Raw genomic sequence first — 18,416 nt, forward strand, 5'->3', positions numbered from 1 at the left:
ATGAGCAGTATTCAAATATTGCCACCACAACTGGCTAACCAAATAGCGGCAGGTGAGGTGGTTGAGCGCCCCGCATCGGTGGTTAAAGAGTTAGTGGAAAATTGCCTTGATGCCGGCGCAACTAAAATTGAAATTGAGATTGAAAAGGGCGGCAGTAAGCTCATTAAGATCCGTGATAATGGCGCTGGCATAGCTAAAGATCAGTTAGCCTTAGCATTGGCGCGCCACGCCACCTCTAAAGTCAGCAGTTTGGATGACTTAGAAGCCATCATGAGTTTTGGTTTTCGTGGTGAGGCTCTGGCGAGTATTAGCTCGGTATCGCGTCTGACCTTAACCTCAAAAACGGCGGAACAGAGCGAAGCTTGGCAGGCTTATGCCGAAGGCTCTGAAATGGCGGTTAGAGTGATACCGGCAGCGCACCCTAATGGCACTACCATTGAAGTGAAAGATATCTTCTTTAATACGCCTGCACGCCGCCGCTTTTTGAAAAGCGATAAAACTGAATTCACTCATATTGATGAGTGGCTCAAAAGAATTGCTCTAGCCCGTCCTGATATTCATTTTGTGCTGAGTCATAACGGTAAGCCGGTGCGGCAATTGCGCCCAGCTATGACAGATAGCCAATATATACAAAGACTAAGCCAGATAGGTGGTAAAGCCTTTGCAGAATCAGCCATAGGCATTAATTGCCAGCATGATGGCATGACATTAGCCGGTTACGTGCAATCACCAGCCATTGCATTGGTTGACCCGGATTTGCATTATTTTTATGTCAATGGCCGCTTAGTACGCGATCGATTAGTCAATCATGCTATTAAGCAAGCATTTGCAAGTTATGTGGATGCTGTGTTGCCTGGCTTTGTGTTGATGCTCAGCATCGAGCCGCAGCAGGTCGATGTCAATGTGCACCCAGCTAAACATGAAGTACGGTTTCATCAAGCGCGTTATGTGCATGATTTTATCTTGCAAGCGCTGACGTCGGCATTATCGCAATTTGCTGAGCAAAAGTTACCGCTTGATAATGCTTCAACATTGGTCAATGTATTTGAACACACAAGCCCTAGGGGCGGCGGCTATGATGCCGCAGGCGCAGACGCTAGTTTAGATGCTAGCTCAGATACTAAAGATGATAGTTGCATTGATGACTCATCATCATCATATGGTGCGCCGCTGACTGGCACTTACTCATCCAGCCAAGGAAGTCAGTCAAGTTACTCAAGTCCATCTGCTGGCTCGGGCGCCAGTTATTCTGGCCGAGTTGCAGAAAGTCGCCATTATGGCTCTGCGCCAGTCTCTAAAGGCGCGGCGCGTAGTTATGGCCAGTTACTGCAAACCCCAATGGCTGGGAGCGCTGCCAATGTTAGTGTGACCATGCCGCCAGTGCTTGATAATAAATACTGGGTGATGACGGTAGGCACGCACCTGCAACTGCTCAGCATAGATATAGTTAGGCAGCAGTGGTTGCAGCAACAGATCTTGGCTAGATTAGCCACAGGGTTAATTGCGCAGCCCTTATTAATGCCGATAGCATTGAATGCCGACAAGGATTGGCAGCAACTGATTAATGATAACGACGGGTTACTACGTCAGCTTGGGTTTGAATTAATCATTCGCCATCAGCAGTTGATAATTCGTAAAGTGCCCCCATATCTTAAGGCGAGTCAGTTAGAGCGAATAGTGCCTGAATTATTGCAATGGATAACCTTTGACGAGCCGGCGCTAGAAGCGTTAGCGGCATGGTTAGCGCAACATAGTCGTCAAGGCGACGCTCAGGAATCTTGGTTGTATTTTACCCAATTATCTCAAGGTGAAGTGGAAACTTTATCGCGGCACAAGGTGGATTTGCCTTGGCAAGACTACCTAAAAGAGAATCTAAGTGACTAAAGCAAAAGTACTATGTTTGATGGGACCGACCGCTTCTGGCAAAACGAGTTTAGCTATGGCGTTATCCCAAGATCATAACTGTGAAATTATATCCGTCGATTCTGCGTTAATTTATCGCGGCATGGACATAGGTACGGCCAAACCAACGGCAGATGAGCTTGCGTTGGCGCCGCACCATTTAGTGGATATTTTAGATCCACTGCAGAGTTATTCGGCGGCTGATTTTAGATTAGATGCCTTGCGATTAATCGAAGATATTATTAGTCGCGGTAAAACCCCCTTGCTGGTTGGGGGAACCATGATGTACTTTAAAGCACTGTTAGAAGGGTTATCGCCTTTACCTAGTGCCAATGAAGACATACGTCGGCAGATATTACTTGAGGCCGAGCAACAAGGCTGGCAGGCGCTGCATGATCAATTAGTTGCGATAGATCCGATCGCTGGGGCACGCATTCATCCCAATGATCCACAACGATTATCACGGGCGTTAGAAGTATTTAGGATCTCGGGTAAATCATTAACTGAACTCACCCAGACTAAAGCACCGGCATTACCTTATGATTTTGTTCAATATGCCATCGCTCCGACGCAAAGGCATGAGTTACATAGTTTAATTGAACAAAGATTTGATATCATGATGGGTCATGGCTTTGTTGAAGAAGTGATTAAACTTAAATCACGTCCAGATTTACACTTGGACTTACCGTCGATACGTTGTGTAGGATATCGTCAATGTTGGCAGTATCTAGATGGTGAGTTTTCTGAAGCTGTTATGAAAGAAAAAGCCGTGGCAGCAACTCGGCAATTAGCCAAGCGGCAATTAACTTGGCTACGAAGTTGGCCGGAGCTGCAATGGTTAGAAAGTGGTAATGACAGTAATTTATCGCAGTTAAAACAACATTGCATATAACTGTAAAGATAAGATTTGATTGGAACTTTATATCTGGGCTGCTGGCATAATAAGCAGAGCTGTATAATACTAAAATGCAATCAGATGTTATCGCAGAATTTAATTTTGAATTTCAAAAATAAAAGGAAATAAAAATGGCTAAGGGGCAATCTTTACAAGACCCATTTCTGAATGCTCTCCGTCGTGAGCGTGTTCCAGTATCAATTTATTTGGTCAATGGTATTAAGCTACAGGGACAAGTTGAATCTTTCGACCAGTTCGTCATTTTATTGAAGAACACGGTAAGCCAAATGGTTTACAAGCACGCGATTTCAACCGTTGTTCCTTCACGTCCTTTCACTGTGACGAATCACCAGCCACAAACTGGCGGTTATGGTGCTGACGACAATAGCGCTGAATAATTATTCGCGGGAGATGTTCTTTGTTTGATCGTTATGAGGCAGGCGAAAATGCGGTACTTGTCCATATCAATTTTACTGACGAAGACCGCCGTGAAGACTTAGTCGAGCTGCAGTTGTTGGTGGAATCGGCTGGTGCCCGTGAAGTAGGGGTGATTACTGCAAGTCGCAGAAGTCCAGATCGTAAATTTTTCGTAGGATCAGGTAAAGCTGATGAAATCGCTACATTAGTTGCTGCAACTGATGCTGATGTAGTGATTTTTAATCATGCGTTGACTCCGGCTCAAGAGCGTAATCTTGAAGTCATTTGTCAATGCCGCGTGCTTGATCGTACCACGCTAATTCTAGATATTTTTGCCCAGCGGGCGCGTACGCACGAAGGTAAGTTACAAGTGGAGCTAGCGCAATTGCGCCACATGTCGACTCGCCTTATTCGTGGTTGGACGCACCTTGAGCGGCAAAAAGGGGGGATAGGTCTTCGCGGACCGGGTGAAACCCAGCTAGAAACAGATAGACGTTTACTGCGTGGCCGCATTAAGGCTATCAATAAACGGTTAGACAAAGTTGATCGTCAACGTGAACAAAGTCGGCGTGCGCGTAAACGCAGCGATATGCCGACTGTTTCTTTAGTGGGATACACCAACGCTGGCAAATCGACTCTTTTCAATGCATTAACATCATCCGATGTTTATGCGGCTGATCAGCTTTTTGCTACTTTGGATCCGACCTTACGCAAATTATCTATTGATGATGGCGCGGTTATTCTGGCGGATACCGTAGGTTTTATCCGTCATCTTCCCCATGATCTGGTGGCTGCATTTAAAGCAACCTTACAAGAAACTCGTGATGCCGACTTGTTGCTACACGTGGTGGATTGTGCCGATGAGAACATGGATGATAACTTTGAGCAGGTTCAAGCTGTACTAAAAGAGATTAAAGCCGATAACATTTTACAACTGATTATTTGCAATAAAATCGATCTACTTGATGAGCAAAGCCCTAGGATCGATTATGATGCTGAAGGTAAGCCTACTCGAGTGTGGATTTCTGCTCAGCGTAAGCTTGGCTTAGAGTTAGTTGCTAAGGCGATTACTCTGTTAGTCGGTGAGGTGATTGTTGCACTCACGCTACGGCTGCCAGCCGCAGCAGGGCAATATCTTGGTCAGTTTCATCGACTCGAAGCGATACAGCAACAAGAGTATGACGACTTTGGTAACTGTATCTTGTCTGTGCGTTTATCTGATACGGATTGGCGGCGCATGGTAAAACAAAGTCAGGGTGAATTGGAAACCTATATTGTTACTGATACAGTATAGGTATATTTATATTTTTTCTTATATTCTATCCACTTATGGAGTACTAAATGGCTTGGAATGAGCCCGGTAACAAGGGTAATGACCCTTGGGGGAATAAAGGTGGCAATGATAAAGGGCCACCAGATATGGACGAAGTTTTCCGCAACTTGTCGAAGCGTTTTGGCAAAAAGGGTGGTCCTTCAGATTCTGGCGCCGGCTTTGGAACTAAAGGAATCCTTGTGATCCTTGGTGTTTTAGTCGTTGTTTGGGTGCTTTCTGGTTTTTATTCAATCAAAGAAGCTGAGCGCGGTGTTGCATTGCGTTTTGGTGAATTTGTTGGCTTAAAAGATCCCGGTTTACAGTGGAAACCGACATTTATTGAAGAAGTGTATCCGGTTGACGTTGAAACTGTACGCTCTATTCCTGCAAGCGGTAGCATGCTGACCACTGATGAGAACGTAGTTAAAGTCGAATTAGACGTTCAGTATCGTGTTACTGATCCATACCGTTTTATGTACAGCGCCGTTGATGCCAATGCCAGTTTGCGTGAAGCCACTGACAGCGCCTTGCGTTATGTTGTCGGCCACAACAAGATGGATGACATTTTAACTACAGGTCGTGAAGCGATTCGCAATGACACCTGGAAAGAGTTAGAGCGCATCATTGAGCCTTACCATTTAGGCTTAACCGTTGTTGACGTTAACTTCTTGCCCGCCCGTCCACCCGAAGAAGTAAAAGACGCATTTGATGATGCGATTTCAGCTCAGGAAGATGAGCAACGTTTTATTCGCGAAGCTGAAGCTTATGCTCGTGAAGTAGAACCTAAGGCGCGTGGTGTAGTTGAGCGTATGTCGCAAGAAGCTGAAGCTTATAAGCAGAAAGTGACGCTAGAAGCTCAAGGTCAAGTGGCTAAATTTGATAAGTTACTGCCTGAATATTTAAAAGCGCCAGAGGTGACTCGTCAGCGTCTTTATATCGATACTATGCAGCATGTAATGTCTGGTAATAACAAGGTCATTGTTGATACTAAGAGCAGCGGTAACATGATGTATTTGCCTTTAGATAAAATGATGGATAGAAAGCCAGTTGAATCAAAGAATCCAGCCGTACGTCCAGATTCTGAGAGTCAGCAATTTAACTCTAACTCATCGTCAACACCAAATTACCAGAGCTCTGGTCGTATGACTCGTGAAGAGCGCATGCGTCAAGGGGGAGAATAATCATGAATAGAATTGGATTGATTATTGCCGCTATCGTGTTGGCTATCTTAGCCTCATCCATTTTTGTTGTGAATGAGGGCGAACGCGCCATCGTTGCTCGCTTTGGTAAAGTGGCTAAAAATGAAGGCGTGACTGAAGTCTACGGACCAGGTTTGCATTTTAAGATCCCTATGATCGATAAAATCAAATACCTAGATTCACGCATTCAGACCTTAGATGGCGCAGCTGATCGTTTCGTGACGTCGGAAAAGAAAGACTTGATGGTCGACTCTTATGTCAAATGGCGTATTAGTGATTTCGAAAAGTATTTCTTATCGACTAATGGCGGTATTAAGGCCAATGCAGAGTCTTTGTTGCAGCGTAAAATCAACAACGATTTACGCACTGAATTCGGTCGTCGCACTATCAAAGAAATTGTGTCAGGTAGCCGTGATGAATTGCAAAATGATGCATTAAGAAATGCTTCATTGAGCGCCAAGGATTTGGGTATTGAAGTTGTCGATGTGCGGGTTAAGCAAATTAACTTACCAGCCAACGTCAGTAGCAGTATTTATCAGCGTATGCGCGCCGAGCGTCAAGCCGTGGCTAAAGAGCATAGAGCTCAAGGTAAAGAGCAAGCGGAAATTATCCGCGCTACTACCGATGCCACCGTTGCAATTAAAGTGGCGGATGCCGAACGTAAAGCGCTAACTGTACGCGGTGAGGGTGATGCACAAGCTGCTAAGATTTATGGCGATGTTTACTCAAAAGATCCTGAGTTCTATTCTTTCATCAGAAGTTTAGAAGCTTACCGTGAGAGTTTTAATAACAACTCAGACATCATGGTCTTAGAGCCAGACAGTGAATTCTTCCGCTATATGCGTAATGAATCAGGTAAGCAATAACCATTAGCTTATTTACTCGCTAAAAACCCAGCTTAAGGCTGGGTTTTTTTATGAGAGTCATTTTTACCGAGGCAAATACGACTAAATAGCTAAATTAGCTGGAGTAAATGTAAATCCTGTCATCAAATTCCTTGCTCCTGCTCGCTGCAATGTTTCTACTTTGCTACTCATTTCTCGCAATTTCACTAAAAATGACAAACTAGTATCGAATGTTGCACGTTTTGCTATGATCTGCTTCTTGTTTTTCGATATAATGAGTCGTGTCTCAAATTTCAGCATAGGAATAATGTTGAGAGACCCATATTAAAATAATTCCAACACCCTCGTGGAGAATAAGTGGATGAGCAATGCGCCAGTCGATACCGGACGTCGCAGGTTCCTGACAGCCGCAACCGCAGTCATAGGCGGAGCAGGTGCCGTCGCTGTCGCGGTTCCTTTTATTAAGTCATGGAATCCGAGTGCTAAAGCAAAAGCTGCAGGCGCACCGGTTGAAGTAAATGTGAGTAAAGTCGAGCCAGGTCAACTTATCCGAGTTGAATGGCGTGGCAAACCTGTGTGGGTAGTGCGTCGTACAGAAACTGTGCTGCAACAACTGCCTGGCATTGATAAAGAGTTACGAGATCCTAACTCTGAAGAACCGCAACAACCAAGTTACGCAACTAACTCAGTTCGCTCGATTAAACCCGAATACTTCATCGCCGTCGGCTTATGCACTCACTTAGGCTGTTCTCCAACCTATTTGCCTGACAGTTTTGGCGAAAAAGTAGAAGGTGTCACTTCAGGCTTCTTCTGTCCATGTCATGGTTCTAAATTTGATATGGCTGGCCGTGTATTTCAAGGCGTTCCGGCACCATTGAACTTGGTTGTTCCTCCCCATCAATATTTGGATGAGAGCAATGTCATCATTGGTGTAGACGAAGGAGTCGCATAATGGCAAAGCTAATTGATTGGATTGATGAGCGTATTCCATTAACAGCGACGTATAATCGTCATGTGGGTCAGTACGCTACTCCTAAGAATTTTAACTTCTGGTATTTCTTTGGCTCACTAGCCATGCTGGTGCTGGTCAATCAATTGTTAACTGGTATTTGGTTAACAATGAATTATGTACCTACCGCCGAGGGCGCTTTCGCCTCGATTGAATACATCATGCGTGATGTAGAATATGGCTGGCTATTGCGTTATATGCACTCTACGGGCGCATCGGCTTTCTTTGTGGTGATTTATCTACATATGTTCCGCGGCGTTATCTACGGCTCTTACCAAAAACCACGGGAACTACTGTGGCTATTTGGTATGTTGATTTTCCTCGTGTTAATGGCTGAAGCTTTCATGGGTTATTTGTTGCCATGGGGACAAATGTCTTACTGGGGCGCACAGGTGATTATTTCACTGTTCGGCGCTATCCCTGTGATTGGTGATGACCTGACGCTCTGGATACGTGGTGACTATGTCGTTTCTGGGGCAACCTTGAACCGCTTCTTCGCCTTACACGTGATTGCACTGCCATTAGTGTTAGTGGTACTTGTCTTCCTGCACTTAATTGCTTTGCATGAAGTGGGTTCTAACAACCCTGATGGTATTGAAATCAAAAAGAATAAAGATGAAAACGGTTGGCCTGTTGATGCCGTACCTTTCCATCCTTATTACACGGTCAAAGATATTTTAGGTGTGGCAGGTTTCTTAATCATCTTCTGTTATGTTTTGTTCTTCATGCCAGAGGGCGGTGGTTACTTCCTTGAAAAGCCAAACTTTGAAGCGGCTAACTCGATGAAGACTCCTGATCATATTGCGCCGGTGTGGTACTTCACGCCTTTCTACGCCATTTTACGTGCTATTCCAGATAAACTCGGTGGCGTAGTAATGATGGGCCTGTCGATTGCCGTGTTGTTCGTCTTACCATGGCTTGATCGTTGTAAGGTGAAGTCAGTGCGCTATCGCAGTACTGTGCACAAGCTGAATATTGCTCAGTTCGCTGTGTCTTTCATCATCCTTGGTTACTTAGGCGCGGTACCTTCAACTGCAGCATTAACCATCGCAGCTCAGGTATGTACCATTACCTACTTTGGTTTCTTCCTTGCCTTGTGGATTTATAGCAAGAATGAAAAAACCAAGCCAGTACCAGAGAGGTTGACCTAATTATGAAAAAGCTTCTAATTATTTTAGCTGCCTTGGTACCTGGAATGGTTTTGGCAGCAGGTAGTAGTGTGCCACTCCAGTCAGCTGATGTTGACTTGAACGATAAGCAATCATTACAACGTGGTTTTGTTTTGTTCCAAGAAAACTGTGCAGGTTGTCATAGCACTCAGTATCAGCGTTATGATCGTGTAGCTACCGATATTGGTATGCCAATCGATGAAATGCGTGAAAAGCATATGTTTACCGATGCTAAAGTCGGCGACCTGATGGAAAACGCAATTCCAACCAAAGATGCTGCCAATTGGTTTGGCGCTGCGCCACCTGACTTAACTCTGGTAGCCCGCGTTCGCGGTGAAGATTGGCTATATTCGTATTTGAACGGTTTTTATGCCGACTCAAGTCGTCCATTTGGGGTGAATAACACTGTCTTCCCTATGGTGGGTATGCCACATGTGTTGCAAGGGTTGCAAGGTATTCCTGTTATGCAAGCCGATGGTTCAATAGTGGCAACCGGTGGCATTATGACGCCGGATGAGTATCAACAAGCGACTCGTGATATCACGGCTTACCTAAAATATGCAGGCGATCCAAGTCAAATGGAGCGTAAGCAATTGGGTTGGTGGGTACTCGGATTCTTGTTTATATTCTTTATTCTTGCCTATCTCTTGAAGAAAGAGTACTGGAAAGATGTGCACTAGACGGCAATAACGGGTAAAATATAATATCTGCAAATTGTAAACGAGGGGTTTTTCCCCTCGTTTGCGTTTTTTTTATTCTGGAGGGTACCAATGGCTCTTGCTGCCAACAAACGCTCAGTTATGACCCTGTTCTCAGGTGCCGACGATCTTTACAGCCACCAGGTACGTATTGTACTGGCAGAAAAAGGGGTTACTGTTGATGTCTTGCAGGTAGACCCTAGTGACATGCCGGAAGACCTGCTGGAAGTGAACCCTTACAATTCAGTACCTACGTTAGTAGACCGTGAATTGGTTCTGTATGAATCTCGCATCATCATGGAATATCTGGATGAACGTTTCCCACACCCACCTTTGATGCCGGTATACCCTGTATCACGTGGTCAAACTCGTCTGATGATGCACCGCATCGATTCTGATTGGTATGTACTGGTTGATCGTATCCGTAAAGGTGATCGTGCCGACGCTGCGCGTAAAGAATTAACTGAAAGCTTATTATCAATTGCTCCAGTATTTGCTGAAGTACCTTACTTCATGAGTGAAGAATTCGGTTTAGCTGACTGTTACTTGGGCCCGTTATTATGGCGTCTGCCAGTATTAGGTATCGAGCTTAATACCCCAGCAGCTAAAGATATTAAAGCTTATATGACCCGCATTTTTGAGCGTGAATCATTTAAAGCTTCGCTGACTGAGACCGAGCGCGAAATGCGCATGGGAATCTAATGAAGCCATTAACACCCAACCGTCCATATTTGCTACGAGCCTATTACGATTGGCTATCTGATAACATGCTGACTCCTCATGTCGTTGTTGACGCTTATGTCACTGGCACTGAAGTTCCGCAGCAGTTTGTTAAAGATGGTCAAATTGTGCTGAATATTGCTCAATCTGCCGTGGGTCAACTGACTCTTGATAATGAATATGTCCAGTTTAATGCCCGTTTTGGTGGTGTACCTCATCATGTCATTTTACCAATGGCATCGATTATTGGTATTTATGCCCGAGAAAACGGCGCTGGCGTGGTGTTTGAAGAGGAAGATGCTTACGAGTTAGCGGATGAAGAGAGTGAAGAGCTTGCAACAGTTGAGCCTTCATTACCTGATGACGATAAGCCAAAGCGCAAAAGCCATCTCACGTTAGTGAAGTAATCATGTGTCATCAAAAGAACCAGCTTAGCGCTGGTTTTTTTATGCCTGTTGAATGCTAGGTACCACGCAATTGCGACCTTGGGCTTTGGCTTGGTACAAGCCTTGGTCGGCGCGGCTTAGTAAAGTGTGAAGATTATCGTCTGGTACAATTTGGCAAAGCCCTATGCTGATGGTAAGCGTGAAGGTATGGCTTTGATAAATCAGTGGTACCGCAGCTACGCTTTGGCGAATAGCATCACAGCGCTCAAATATGTTGTCGCTATGCTCTAGCAGGATAGCAAATTCCTCTCCGCCAATGCGGGCTAACATTTCATCATTGGCTATGTGTTGACTCAGTAGTTTGGATACTTGAATCAATGCCATATCCCCACATTCATGTCCCGCCTCATCATTGACTCGTTTAAAGTAATCTAAATCCAGAATTAATAGCCAAGCAGGCTTAGATTTGGCTTGCTGCAGTTTCTGCTGCAACAGCTTCATAAATATTCGCCGATTGGCTAAATGGGTCAAGGGGTCAGTATTGGCCATGATTTCTAGATCGCGTTCACCTAATTCGCTATTCCGCTCATTGATGATTTGAATGATCATTAAGGAACTGACACACGAACAAATGACCGCAATTTGAATGAGGTTCAATATTGATTGTGGTACTAATAATAACTCGGGATTTGGTGGCCACTGGTAGACGTCAAGATAGATATATAAAGCTAAGTTACTGATAACGAGTAGAAGTTGCGCCGGCCATTGGGATCGTTGCAACATAGCTAGAGGCAAGATAGCAAACAGTAAGAAGAAATATTGAGTCTTAAATTCAGTACCTTGGCCTAAAAATATGGCTAATAAGGTCGAGACCATAGCGCTAATAAAGACTAATAAACAGCCAGCCAACAATCGCCCAGTATGATTAAGATAATAAATGACAGGCACAAACACTAAGCACGACATTTGTACATTACCAATCCACACCAGTAGCGGATTGTTAATCATAAGGTAAAGCAGCCAAAAGACGAGTGTGGTGATCATCATTAATAAGGCGCCAAGGTTAACTATCATCAACTTGCGTTGCTGACTATGACTGCTGCAATGTTGATTGCCTATGGCTAATAATTTGACCAAAATCTTCAAGGACACTCCTTGTCAAAAGGGGGCGCGTTTCCTCTATATCTATAGAAGTAGGCACTCTGACAATTGTAGGCGAATTTCGTCCAATGAGCGCAGCAATACCTAGTGTTTGATGATTGCCAACCTTCACTGTGATAGCATCGCAGCAGTGTATTTGTGCTAGGTTAAATCCATGATTTTAATGATCGATAACTATGATTCCTTCACCTTTAATTTGGTGCAGTATTTTCAGCAGTTGGGGCAAGAGGTGTTGGTTAAACGCAATAATGACATCAGCCTTGTTGAGATTGAGGCGTTATCGCCTGACTATATTGTTATTTCACCAGGCCCTTGTACCCCAAATGATGCCGGAATTTCCTTGGCTGTGATTGAACATTTTACTGGTCGCACGCCGATATTAGGTGTGTGTTTAGGCCATCAAGCCATAGGGCAAGTGTTTGGAGCTAAGGTGATTCGGGCGCAAAGGGTCATGCATGGCAAAACCAGTCTAATTCAACATAATGGTACAGGCTTATTTACGCAGTTAAATCTTAATCTGCGGGTCACTCGATACCATTCTTTATTGCTCGATAGTGTGCCAGCAGGCTTTGAGCTTGATGCATGGTTTGATGATGAGCATTATGGCCGCGAAATTATGGCGATTAGTAATAAATCCAAACGTTTGTATTCAGTGCAGTTTCACCCAGAGTCTATTATGACTGAGCAAGGGCATGAGCTGTTAGCTAACTTCTTATCCTTGTCTTAGACAGCTGTTAACACCTTCTGTTAACCTTGTTGTCTGTGTTATAACATCTGCTCAAAATCAGCACAGATAACAATAATAAAGAAGGACACGTCATGAGTTGTTTGCGACGACACTTAGCTCTTAGCGCACTGGCTATTGCCGTACTTAGTGGTTGCGGCTTGTCAGCGGTATCAAAGCCGGCAGTAGAAATCGATAATCCAGTCAACGCGCCTAAGTTACTGGTAGCCGCGCCGCCCACGGCAACTAGCGTCTTAACCTTAGAGCAAATTATGGCGAATCCTGATTGGGTGGGGTTATTGGCGCAAAATCCTTACTTTAGTGCAGATAGCCAAACTATCTATTTTGAGCGTAAAGCTAGCCAAGCCGCGATAGCTGAGCGTTTTGCGCTAAATCTTGCCGATAAACAAACCCGCCCATTAGCTATTAATGAGCAATATCAAGCTGCAACTGATGTGATAACTAGCCCAAATGGTCAATATCAGGCGTATGTTTATCAAGGCAATTTATTCATCAAAGAGTTAAGTGACAATCGCTTAGTCCCTATTTTGCAAACCTCTAATGCCATTGCTTCCATTCAATTTTTAACGAGTGGCGAGCTTGCTTATTGGCAGCAAGATACTTTATATGCGCTGGATTTAAGCGCTGGTATTACGCGACAATTAGCTCAATTACAGTGGCAAGCGGCCCCTAATGGGGTGCAAGAGCCAGAGACTTATTTGGCAAAACAGCAACAGCGCTTAATTGATTTTGTGGCCGCAGAGCATAAGCGCGCTAAAGATAGCGCTGACCATCAAGTGCAGTTGCAAGCACATGACGCAGCCTTAGCACCTGCGCCTTGGTATTTAGGTGACAATAAACGTTTAGTTGATAAGAGCTTATCCCCCGATGGCCAGTTTATTATCTTAGCTGTGACTGAAGTGAGTGATCCTAAGTCTCTTGGAAAAGAGCGCGACATTATGCCTAACTATCTTGGTAAAGATGGCTATGTTGATGCCATCCCAGTACGTCCGCGAGTGGCGCATGCGCCAGATGTTGGCCAAGAATTTATATTACTCAACTTAAAAACTCATCAACAAACTCCTATTACGATTGAAGGGCTAATTGGGTTTGATGAGGATGTGCTCGCCGCCGTAAAAGATGAGAATACTAAGGCTAAGGGCGAGCGCTACAAAAGCGAACAGCAAGTTCGTAAGCTGCAACTAATGCAAGATTGGGGCTGGGATCAAAGCGCGATTCAATGGCATGACAGCGAGCCTAAAGTCGCCCTCATGATAGAAGCCTTAGATAATAAAGACCGCTGGCTAGCAACGGTTGATCTAGAGCGCGGTAAGTTAACCACGCAAGAGCGCCTGCATGATGATGCGTGGGTAAATTATGACTATAACCAGTTTGGCTGGATAAACGACAACTTATATTTTTTATCTGAAAGCAGCGGCTATTCGCAGCTTTATTTTAAGCCACTTACCGGCAAGATTCGCGCCCTAACTCAGGGGCAATATGTAGTTAGTGACATCAGCCTAAGCCCTGACAAGCAGTACCTGTACTACAAGGCCAATAAATCTCACCCAGGTATTTATAACGTTTATCGTGTCAATATTGCCACAGGTGTGAATGAAGCCGTGACCCACTGGGATGGCAACCTTGATTATCAATTAAGCCCTGACGGCCAATCCTTACTGTTAACCGCCTCGCGTCGCACTGAACCGAACGAGTTGTTTTTACAGGTGATTGGCGGCGATCTCACCCAACTTACCGATTTTACCAGCGCAGAATTTAAAGCCTATCCATGGCAAGCGCCGCAAGTTGTGGCTGTGCCATCGACCCATGGCGCTAAAGATATCTATGCGCGAGTGTATTTGCCCCAAGGTTTTGATGCCAGCCAAGCCGCTAAGTATCCCGCCGTAATTTTTAATCATGGCGCTGGTTACCTGCAAAACGCTGACTACGGATTTTCTGGGTATTTTCGCGAGTTTATGTTTCATAACTTATTAGCGCAGCAAGGCTATGTGGTGATGGACATGGATTTTCGCGGCTCTAAAGGTTATGGCCGTGATTGGCGTACGGCAATTTATCGGCAAATGGGGCATCCTGAAGTCGATGATTTGAGTGATGGCATAAAATGGATGCAAGCCAATGCTAATGTGGACGCCGGTAAAGTGGGAACCTATGGTGGCTCTTACGGCGGGTTCTTAACTTTTATGGCGTTATTTACTCAGCCAGAATTATTCCAAGCTGGCGCGGCATTGCGCCCTGTAACTGACTGGGCCCATTACAATGCGCCTTATACCTCTAATATCTTAAATACTCCGGATATTGACCCCATAGCTTATGAGCGCAGTTCACCGATAGAGCATGCACAAGGCTTGCAAAAACCATTATTAATCATGACAGGTGTACTAGATGACAACGTCTTTTTTCAAGATAGCGTGCGTTTAGTGCAGCGGCTCATCGAACTAGAAAAACCTATGTTTGAAACCGCCATTTATCCTGTGGAAGCTCACGGTTTTAAGCAGCCTTCCAGTTGGCTGGATGAATACCGGCGTATTTATGCACTCTTTGAGCAAAATCTAAAATGAGCTAACTTTCAGTCAACGTATGCTCATCGAAGTTAGCACTTAGCTAAATCAACACTGAATTAAACCCAATGTAAAACTCCAAGCAGAGACGTCATAAAACATCTGCTTGGAGTTTTTTGTCTAGATAGTTAATTAAATATTTATCTTGCAGTGTATTTGTGGGCATTGCTTTGAAAGCAGGTTTCTCGGTGTTAATATCGTTAGCAGAATTGTTGTGTAGTAAGTGCTTTTTGTGGTTATCGATTAAAATTTCACCAGAAATGTGACCGTGAACAGTCGGCTATATGATGTAAATGGAATTGTCTGAGGATAGTCTTTGCAACTAATTAAGCATTGATTTATTTATCCTTAGTTTGAAATGGGAAATACTATGATTGATGTTAACAATACCAAGATTGCTATTATCGGCTTGGGATATGTCGGGTTACCATTAGCCGTTGAATTTGGTAAAAAATTCAACACTGTTGGCTTTGATATTAACTCTCAACGAGTTCGAGAGTTAAATGATGGTATTGATTTAACCTTAGAAATTACTTCTGAAGAGCTTAAAGCCTCTCATCAATTAGCCATATCTTCAAATATTGACGATATTAGCGACTGTAATGTTTATATAGTGACAGTACCAACGCCCATTAATAAATTCAAAGCCCCTGACTTATCTCCTGTCATCAATGCTAGTAAAATGATAGGTAAGCTTATTAAGCTTAACGATATCGTTATTTATGAATCAACAGTTTACCCTGGTGCGACTGAAGAAGTGGCGGTACCTGCAATAGAAAAACAGTCAGGCATGAGATTCAACCAAGACTTCTTTGTGGGTTATAGTCCAGAGCGAATAAACCCAGGTGACAAGAGCCATACAGTTACTAACATTTTGAAAGTAACCTCAGGTTCAACCCCTGAGATTGGTCAGTTTGTCGATGAATTGTATAAATCTATTATTGTTGCCGGCACCCATTTAGCACCGTCAATTAAAGTGGCGGAAGCGGCTAAGGTGATTGAAAATACTCAGCGCGATATTAATATTGCCTTGGTCAATGAACTGTCGTTGATTTTTGAGCGCTTAGATATAGATACTAATGATGTACTGGATGCCGCAGCCACTAAATGGAATTTTATTAAATTAAAGCCTGGTTTAGTGGGGGGCCATTGTATTGGTGTCGACCCTTATTATTTAGCGCATAAAGCAGAATCGGTTGGTTTTCATCCACAAATGATCCTATCTGGTCGCAGAACTAACGAAAGTATGGTCGCTCATATTGCTTATCGATTGACCAAGTTGATGAATAATAAAAAAATATTTGTACTCGATTCTAATGTATTAGTACTGGGTTATACCTTTAAGGAAAATTGCCCGGATATACGCAACTCTAAAGTCGAAGAGTTAATTTCTGAGCTTGAAACACATAACATTAATGTCGATATCTATGATCCTTGGTGTGATGTCGATGAATGTATGAAAGAAAATGGCAGACAACTATTAACTGAACTTACGGATAAAAAATATGAGGCCATTATTTTGGCAGTTCCTCATAATGAGTTTTTAGCCTTTAGCGAAGAAAAAATTAAAAGCTTACAGAAAAAGAAATCAGTAATTTTTGATGTTAAAGGCGTATGGCCAAGACATCTTGTCGATACCAGAATGTAATAGACTTAATCACTTGAGGTTAATTATTAACCTCAAGTGATTTCTTCATTAGTCAGCATTAATTATCTCCTTTTTATCTGGTTTATTTTCCCCTAGCTCTTTACTTGTCGCGCCCTTTTAACATTCTGCCTATAGCATAAATATCGATTAATATAAATTAACTGTAGATAAATACACTAAGCATGCAGTCAATGCTGGTGCATAACACTATAAGTCCTTACTTGACGTTGAATTTGCTCAGTGTTTTAGGCGGTTTTTGATGGAGACGTTAAACTTAACTTATTGATATTGTTTTAGTGTGTTAGTTGCTATCTTGAGCATTAAATAGTCGCGCCAAGGCATGCCGATGGAGTTTGCCAAAGTGTCTTGCATGGATGATATGGCTTTAAGGGATATACAGTGACAGATACTATCGAAACTACTGCTGATACCAGTTACGCTACTGTGATTGAATTAGAGAATCGCTTCTATTATCAATTGATTGTAGGTAAGCAAAAACAGGACGATATGCTTGATGGCATGGATGCTGAGGTTGAAGCTGAGTCTTTCAAACTGGATATTGAGCGTCAGGCAGTGTTTGATCGTTTAGCCAAAAAGAAAGAAGCTCGGCGAGTGTTTGAAGATGTTTCTGGGCAACTGGTATACACCTTAATCCAATCTATTTTATTTCAGCTTGATGACCCGCTTGAAACCCTGAAACACGCAGGGCTTACCAGTAAGCAGCTGAGTTTAATGGAAATGCTGCAAAGCACTAATGCCGAATTACCTAAATTAAGACCCCAAATCGAAAAAATGGAATGGCTGAGCCGCGAGCTCATCAACATGGTCAACAGTCCAAGTTTTCGCCATCGCAAACCGCAGCGCGCCTCAGATATTCGCGTTAAAGACATTAAATTAGTCCTTAATTTTATCGGCATTGAAAATTTACAAGTGCTGGTGCCTTATCTATGTATTCGCACTTGGCTACCCACTGGGCGCGCCAACATGATTTGGACTACGCGTAAATTGTGGCGCTACATGTTAGTGACGGCAACCGCGGCGCAAATATTGGCTAAAGAGCAAGGGCTCGATGGCGCCTTTGTCTATACCTGTTCGTTATTGTCGCAACTGGGGACTTCGGCCATTTTGAGCAATAGCTCGATGATTTTTGACGGTATTTGGGGGCATTGGCTGCGAGAAGCCAATCAAAGCCGTGATAAAGAAATTTACGATGCGGTGATTGCCACTGAATTTCCGGCGGAGGCTGTTTATGAGCAAGTGCTTAATCGCAGCGCATCACTCAATTGGGAGTTACTGAGTTTACTCGAATTTGAAGAAAGTCAGTTTACTCAAGTGCTTAAAGAGTTGGCTGAAACTCGCACCTATGAAGGTTTATCGCCACAAGCGGCTATCGTTGCCCGCGCTAGTTGTTTTTCTAAGGGGTTATTGCTGCAAGAAATGCGGCAAATTAGTCCTGAAGAAATCCAAGCCATGCATAGCTACTATCACTTAACTAAGCATGAAGTCGCTTTGTTATCTAAGCAAAATTTCCGAAAATTAGAAATTATGTAATCCACTCGCGATTGTATTATTATGCTGTTATTGTGCATAGTTAGCGAAATAGTGGTCAACATAGGTTTTTAGGGACCATAGCTATGCAAAGTGAGCGCATTTATCGGTTTTATTCGCAAGAGTGAGTAAGCGTAAACCTTGATGTAGCTAGTGCGTTGCTCATTTGTTGTTAAAAACTGGTGTTTCGATCATAAATTCGCT

16 protein-coding genes are annotated in these 18,416 nt (G+C 43.6%); 15 read left to right on the forward strand and 1 reads right to left on the reverse strand.

Features of this window, described 5'->3' with window-relative positions:
• From mutL to FJQ87_RS04750, 11 genes are all read left to right on the forward strand, one after another.
• Entirely contained in the window at window positions 1-1,884 is a 1,884-nt protein-coding gene (gene mutL, locus FJQ87_RS04700) for a DNA mismatch repair endonuclease MutL (RefSeq protein WP_140930993.1), read from the forward strand.
• Window positions 1,877-2,794, forward strand: a complete 918-nt coding sequence (miaA, locus tag FJQ87_RS04705) for a tRNA (adenosine(37)-N6)-dimethylallyltransferase MiaA (protein WP_206194368.1) — start codon at window positions 1,877-1,879, stop codon at window positions 2,792-2,794. Before mutL ends, miaA begins: the two co-directional genes overlap by 8 nt.
• 134 nt (window positions 2,795-2,928) lie before the next feature.
• Window positions 2,929-3,195 (forward strand): RNA chaperone Hfq, encoded by a 267-nt coding sequence (gene hfq, locus FJQ87_RS04710; RefSeq protein WP_140930995.1) that lies wholly within the window; start codon window positions 2,929-2,931, stop codon window positions 3,193-3,195.
• Between the two features lie 20 nt (window positions 3,196-3,215).
• The gene (hflX, locus tag FJQ87_RS04715) at window positions 3,216-4,508 is read left to right on the forward strand and encodes a ribosome rescue GTPase HflX (RefSeq protein WP_140930997.1); all 1,293 of its coding nucleotides are present in this window, start codon (window positions 3,216-3,218) and stop codon (window positions 4,506-4,508) included.
• Window positions 4,509-4,555: 47 nt separating this feature from the next.
• The gene (gene hflK / locus FJQ87_RS04720; protein ID WP_140930999.1) at window positions 4,556-5,707 is read left to right on the forward strand and encodes an FtsH protease activity modulator HflK; all 1,152 of its coding nucleotides are present in this window, start codon (window positions 4,556-4,558) and stop codon (window positions 5,705-5,707) included.
• A gap of 2 nt (window positions 5,708-5,709) precedes the next feature.
• The gene (gene hflC / locus FJQ87_RS04725; protein WP_140931001.1) at window positions 5,710-6,591 is read left to right on the forward strand and encodes a protease modulator HflC; all 882 of its coding nucleotides are present in this window, start codon (window positions 5,710-5,712) and stop codon (window positions 6,589-6,591) included.
• Window positions 6,592-6,931: 340 nt separating this feature from the next.
• Window positions 6,932-7,522 (forward strand): ubiquinol-cytochrome c reductase iron-sulfur subunit, encoded by a 591-nt coding sequence (gene petA, locus FJQ87_RS04730; RefSeq protein ID WP_140931003.1) that lies wholly within the window; start codon window positions 6,932-6,934, stop codon window positions 7,520-7,522.
• Entirely contained in the window at window positions 7,519-8,730 is a 1,212-nt protein-coding gene (locus FJQ87_RS04735) for a cytochrome bc complex cytochrome b subunit (protein ID WP_140931005.1), read from the forward strand. Before petA ends, FJQ87_RS04735 begins: the two co-directional genes overlap by 4 nt.
• Window positions 8,731-8,732: 2 nt before the next feature.
• Window positions 8,733-9,428, forward strand: a complete 696-nt coding sequence (locus FJQ87_RS04740; RefSeq protein ID WP_140931007.1) for a cytochrome c1 — start codon at window positions 8,733-8,735, stop codon at window positions 9,426-9,428.
• Window positions 9,429-9,518: 90 nt separating this feature from the next.
• Entirely contained in the window at window positions 9,519-10,148 is a 630-nt protein-coding gene (sspA, locus tag FJQ87_RS04745) for a stringent starvation protein SspA (protein ID WP_140931009.1), read from the forward strand.
• A complete protein-coding gene (locus FJQ87_RS04750; RefSeq protein ID WP_140931011.1) occupies window positions 10,148-10,573 on the forward strand; it encodes a ClpXP protease specificity-enhancing factor in 426 nt (141 codons plus the stop codon). Before sspA ends, FJQ87_RS04750 begins: the two co-directional genes overlap by 1 nt.
• A 39-nt stretch (window positions 10,574-10,612) precedes the next feature.
• Here FJQ87_RS04750 and FJQ87_RS04755 read toward each other — a convergent pair whose 3' ends face one another.
• Window positions 10,613-11,698 (reverse strand): GGDEF domain-containing protein, encoded by a 1,086-nt coding sequence (locus FJQ87_RS04755; protein ID WP_140931013.1) that lies wholly within the window; start codon window positions 11,696-11,698, stop codon window positions 10,613-10,615.
• 169 nt (window positions 11,699-11,867) lie between these two features.
• On the opposite strand from FJQ87_RS04755, the gene FJQ87_RS04760 reads away from it, so the two are divergent.
• The 4 genes from FJQ87_RS04760 to FJQ87_RS04775 all read left to right on the forward strand — a co-directional run bounded on the left by FJQ87_RS04760 (window position 11,868) and on the right by FJQ87_RS04775 (window position 18,215).
• Window positions 11,868-12,440: an aminodeoxychorismate/anthranilate synthase component II gene (locus FJQ87_RS04760; protein WP_140931015.1), complete on the forward strand. Its 573-nt coding sequence runs from the start codon at window positions 11,868-11,870 to the stop codon at window positions 12,438-12,440.
• 92 nt (window positions 12,441-12,532) lie between these two features.
• Window positions 12,533-15,016: a prolyl oligopeptidase family serine peptidase gene (locus FJQ87_RS04765; protein ID WP_140931017.1), complete on the forward strand. Its 2,484-nt coding sequence runs from the start codon at window positions 12,533-12,535 to the stop codon at window positions 15,014-15,016.
• A gap of 370 nt (window positions 15,017-15,386) precedes the next feature.
• Window positions 15,387-16,664, forward strand: coding sequence for a nucleotide sugar dehydrogenase (locus FJQ87_RS04770; RefSeq protein ID WP_140931019.1), 1,278 nt, complete (start codon window positions 15,387-15,389; stop codon window positions 16,662-16,664).
• Window positions 16,665-17,063: 399 nt separating this feature from the next.
• Entirely contained in the window at window positions 17,064-18,215 is a 1,152-nt protein-coding gene (locus tag FJQ87_RS04775; protein WP_240778837.1) for an HDOD domain-containing protein, read from the forward strand.
• The last annotated feature ends 201 nt before the right edge of the window (window positions 18,216-18,416 follow it).

The organism is Shewanella sp. SNU WT4, assembly GCF_006494715.1.
Classification (GTDB): Bacteria; Pseudomonadota; Gammaproteobacteria; order Enterobacterales; family Shewanellaceae; genus Shewanella.

Bases quoted from the DNA above. Each gene is read 5' to 3' on its own strand.
- mutL (WP_140930993.1), top strand. From the start codon at position 1: ATGAGCAGTATTCAAATATTGCCACCACAACTGGCTAACCAAATAGCG.
- hfq (WP_140930995.1), top strand. From the start codon at position 2,929: ATGGCTAAGGGGCAATCTTTACAAGACCCATTTCTGAATGCTCTCCGT.
- hflK (WP_140930999.1), top strand. From the start codon at position 4,556: ATGGCTTGGAATGAGCCCGGTAACAAGGGTAATGACCCTTGGGGGAAT.
- hflC (WP_140931001.1), top strand. From the start codon at position 5,710: ATGAATAGAATTGGATTGATTATTGCCGCTATCGTGTTGGCTATCTTA.
- petA (WP_140931003.1), top strand. From the start codon at position 6,932: ATGAGCAATGCGCCAGTCGATACCGGACGTCGCAGGTTCCTGACAGCC.
- FJQ87_RS04740 (WP_140931007.1), top strand. From the start codon at position 8,733: ATGAAAAAGCTTCTAATTATTTTAGCTGCCTTGGTACCTGGAATGGTT.
- sspA (WP_140931009.1), top strand. From the start codon at position 9,519: ATGGCTCTTGCTGCCAACAAACGCTCAGTTATGACCCTGTTCTCAGGT.
- FJQ87_RS04750 (WP_140931011.1), top strand. From the start codon at position 10,148: ATGAAGCCATTAACACCCAACCGTCCATATTTGCTACGAGCCTATTAC.
- FJQ87_RS04760 (WP_140931015.1), top strand. From the start codon at position 11,868: ATGATTTTAATGATCGATAACTATGATTCCTTCACCTTTAATTTGGTG.
- FJQ87_RS04765 (WP_140931017.1), top strand. From the start codon at position 12,533: ATGAGTTGTTTGCGACGACACTTAGCTCTTAGCGCACTGGCTATTGCC.
- FJQ87_RS04770 (WP_140931019.1), top strand. From the start codon at position 15,387: ATGATTGATGTTAACAATACCAAGATTGCTATTATCGGCTTGGGATAT.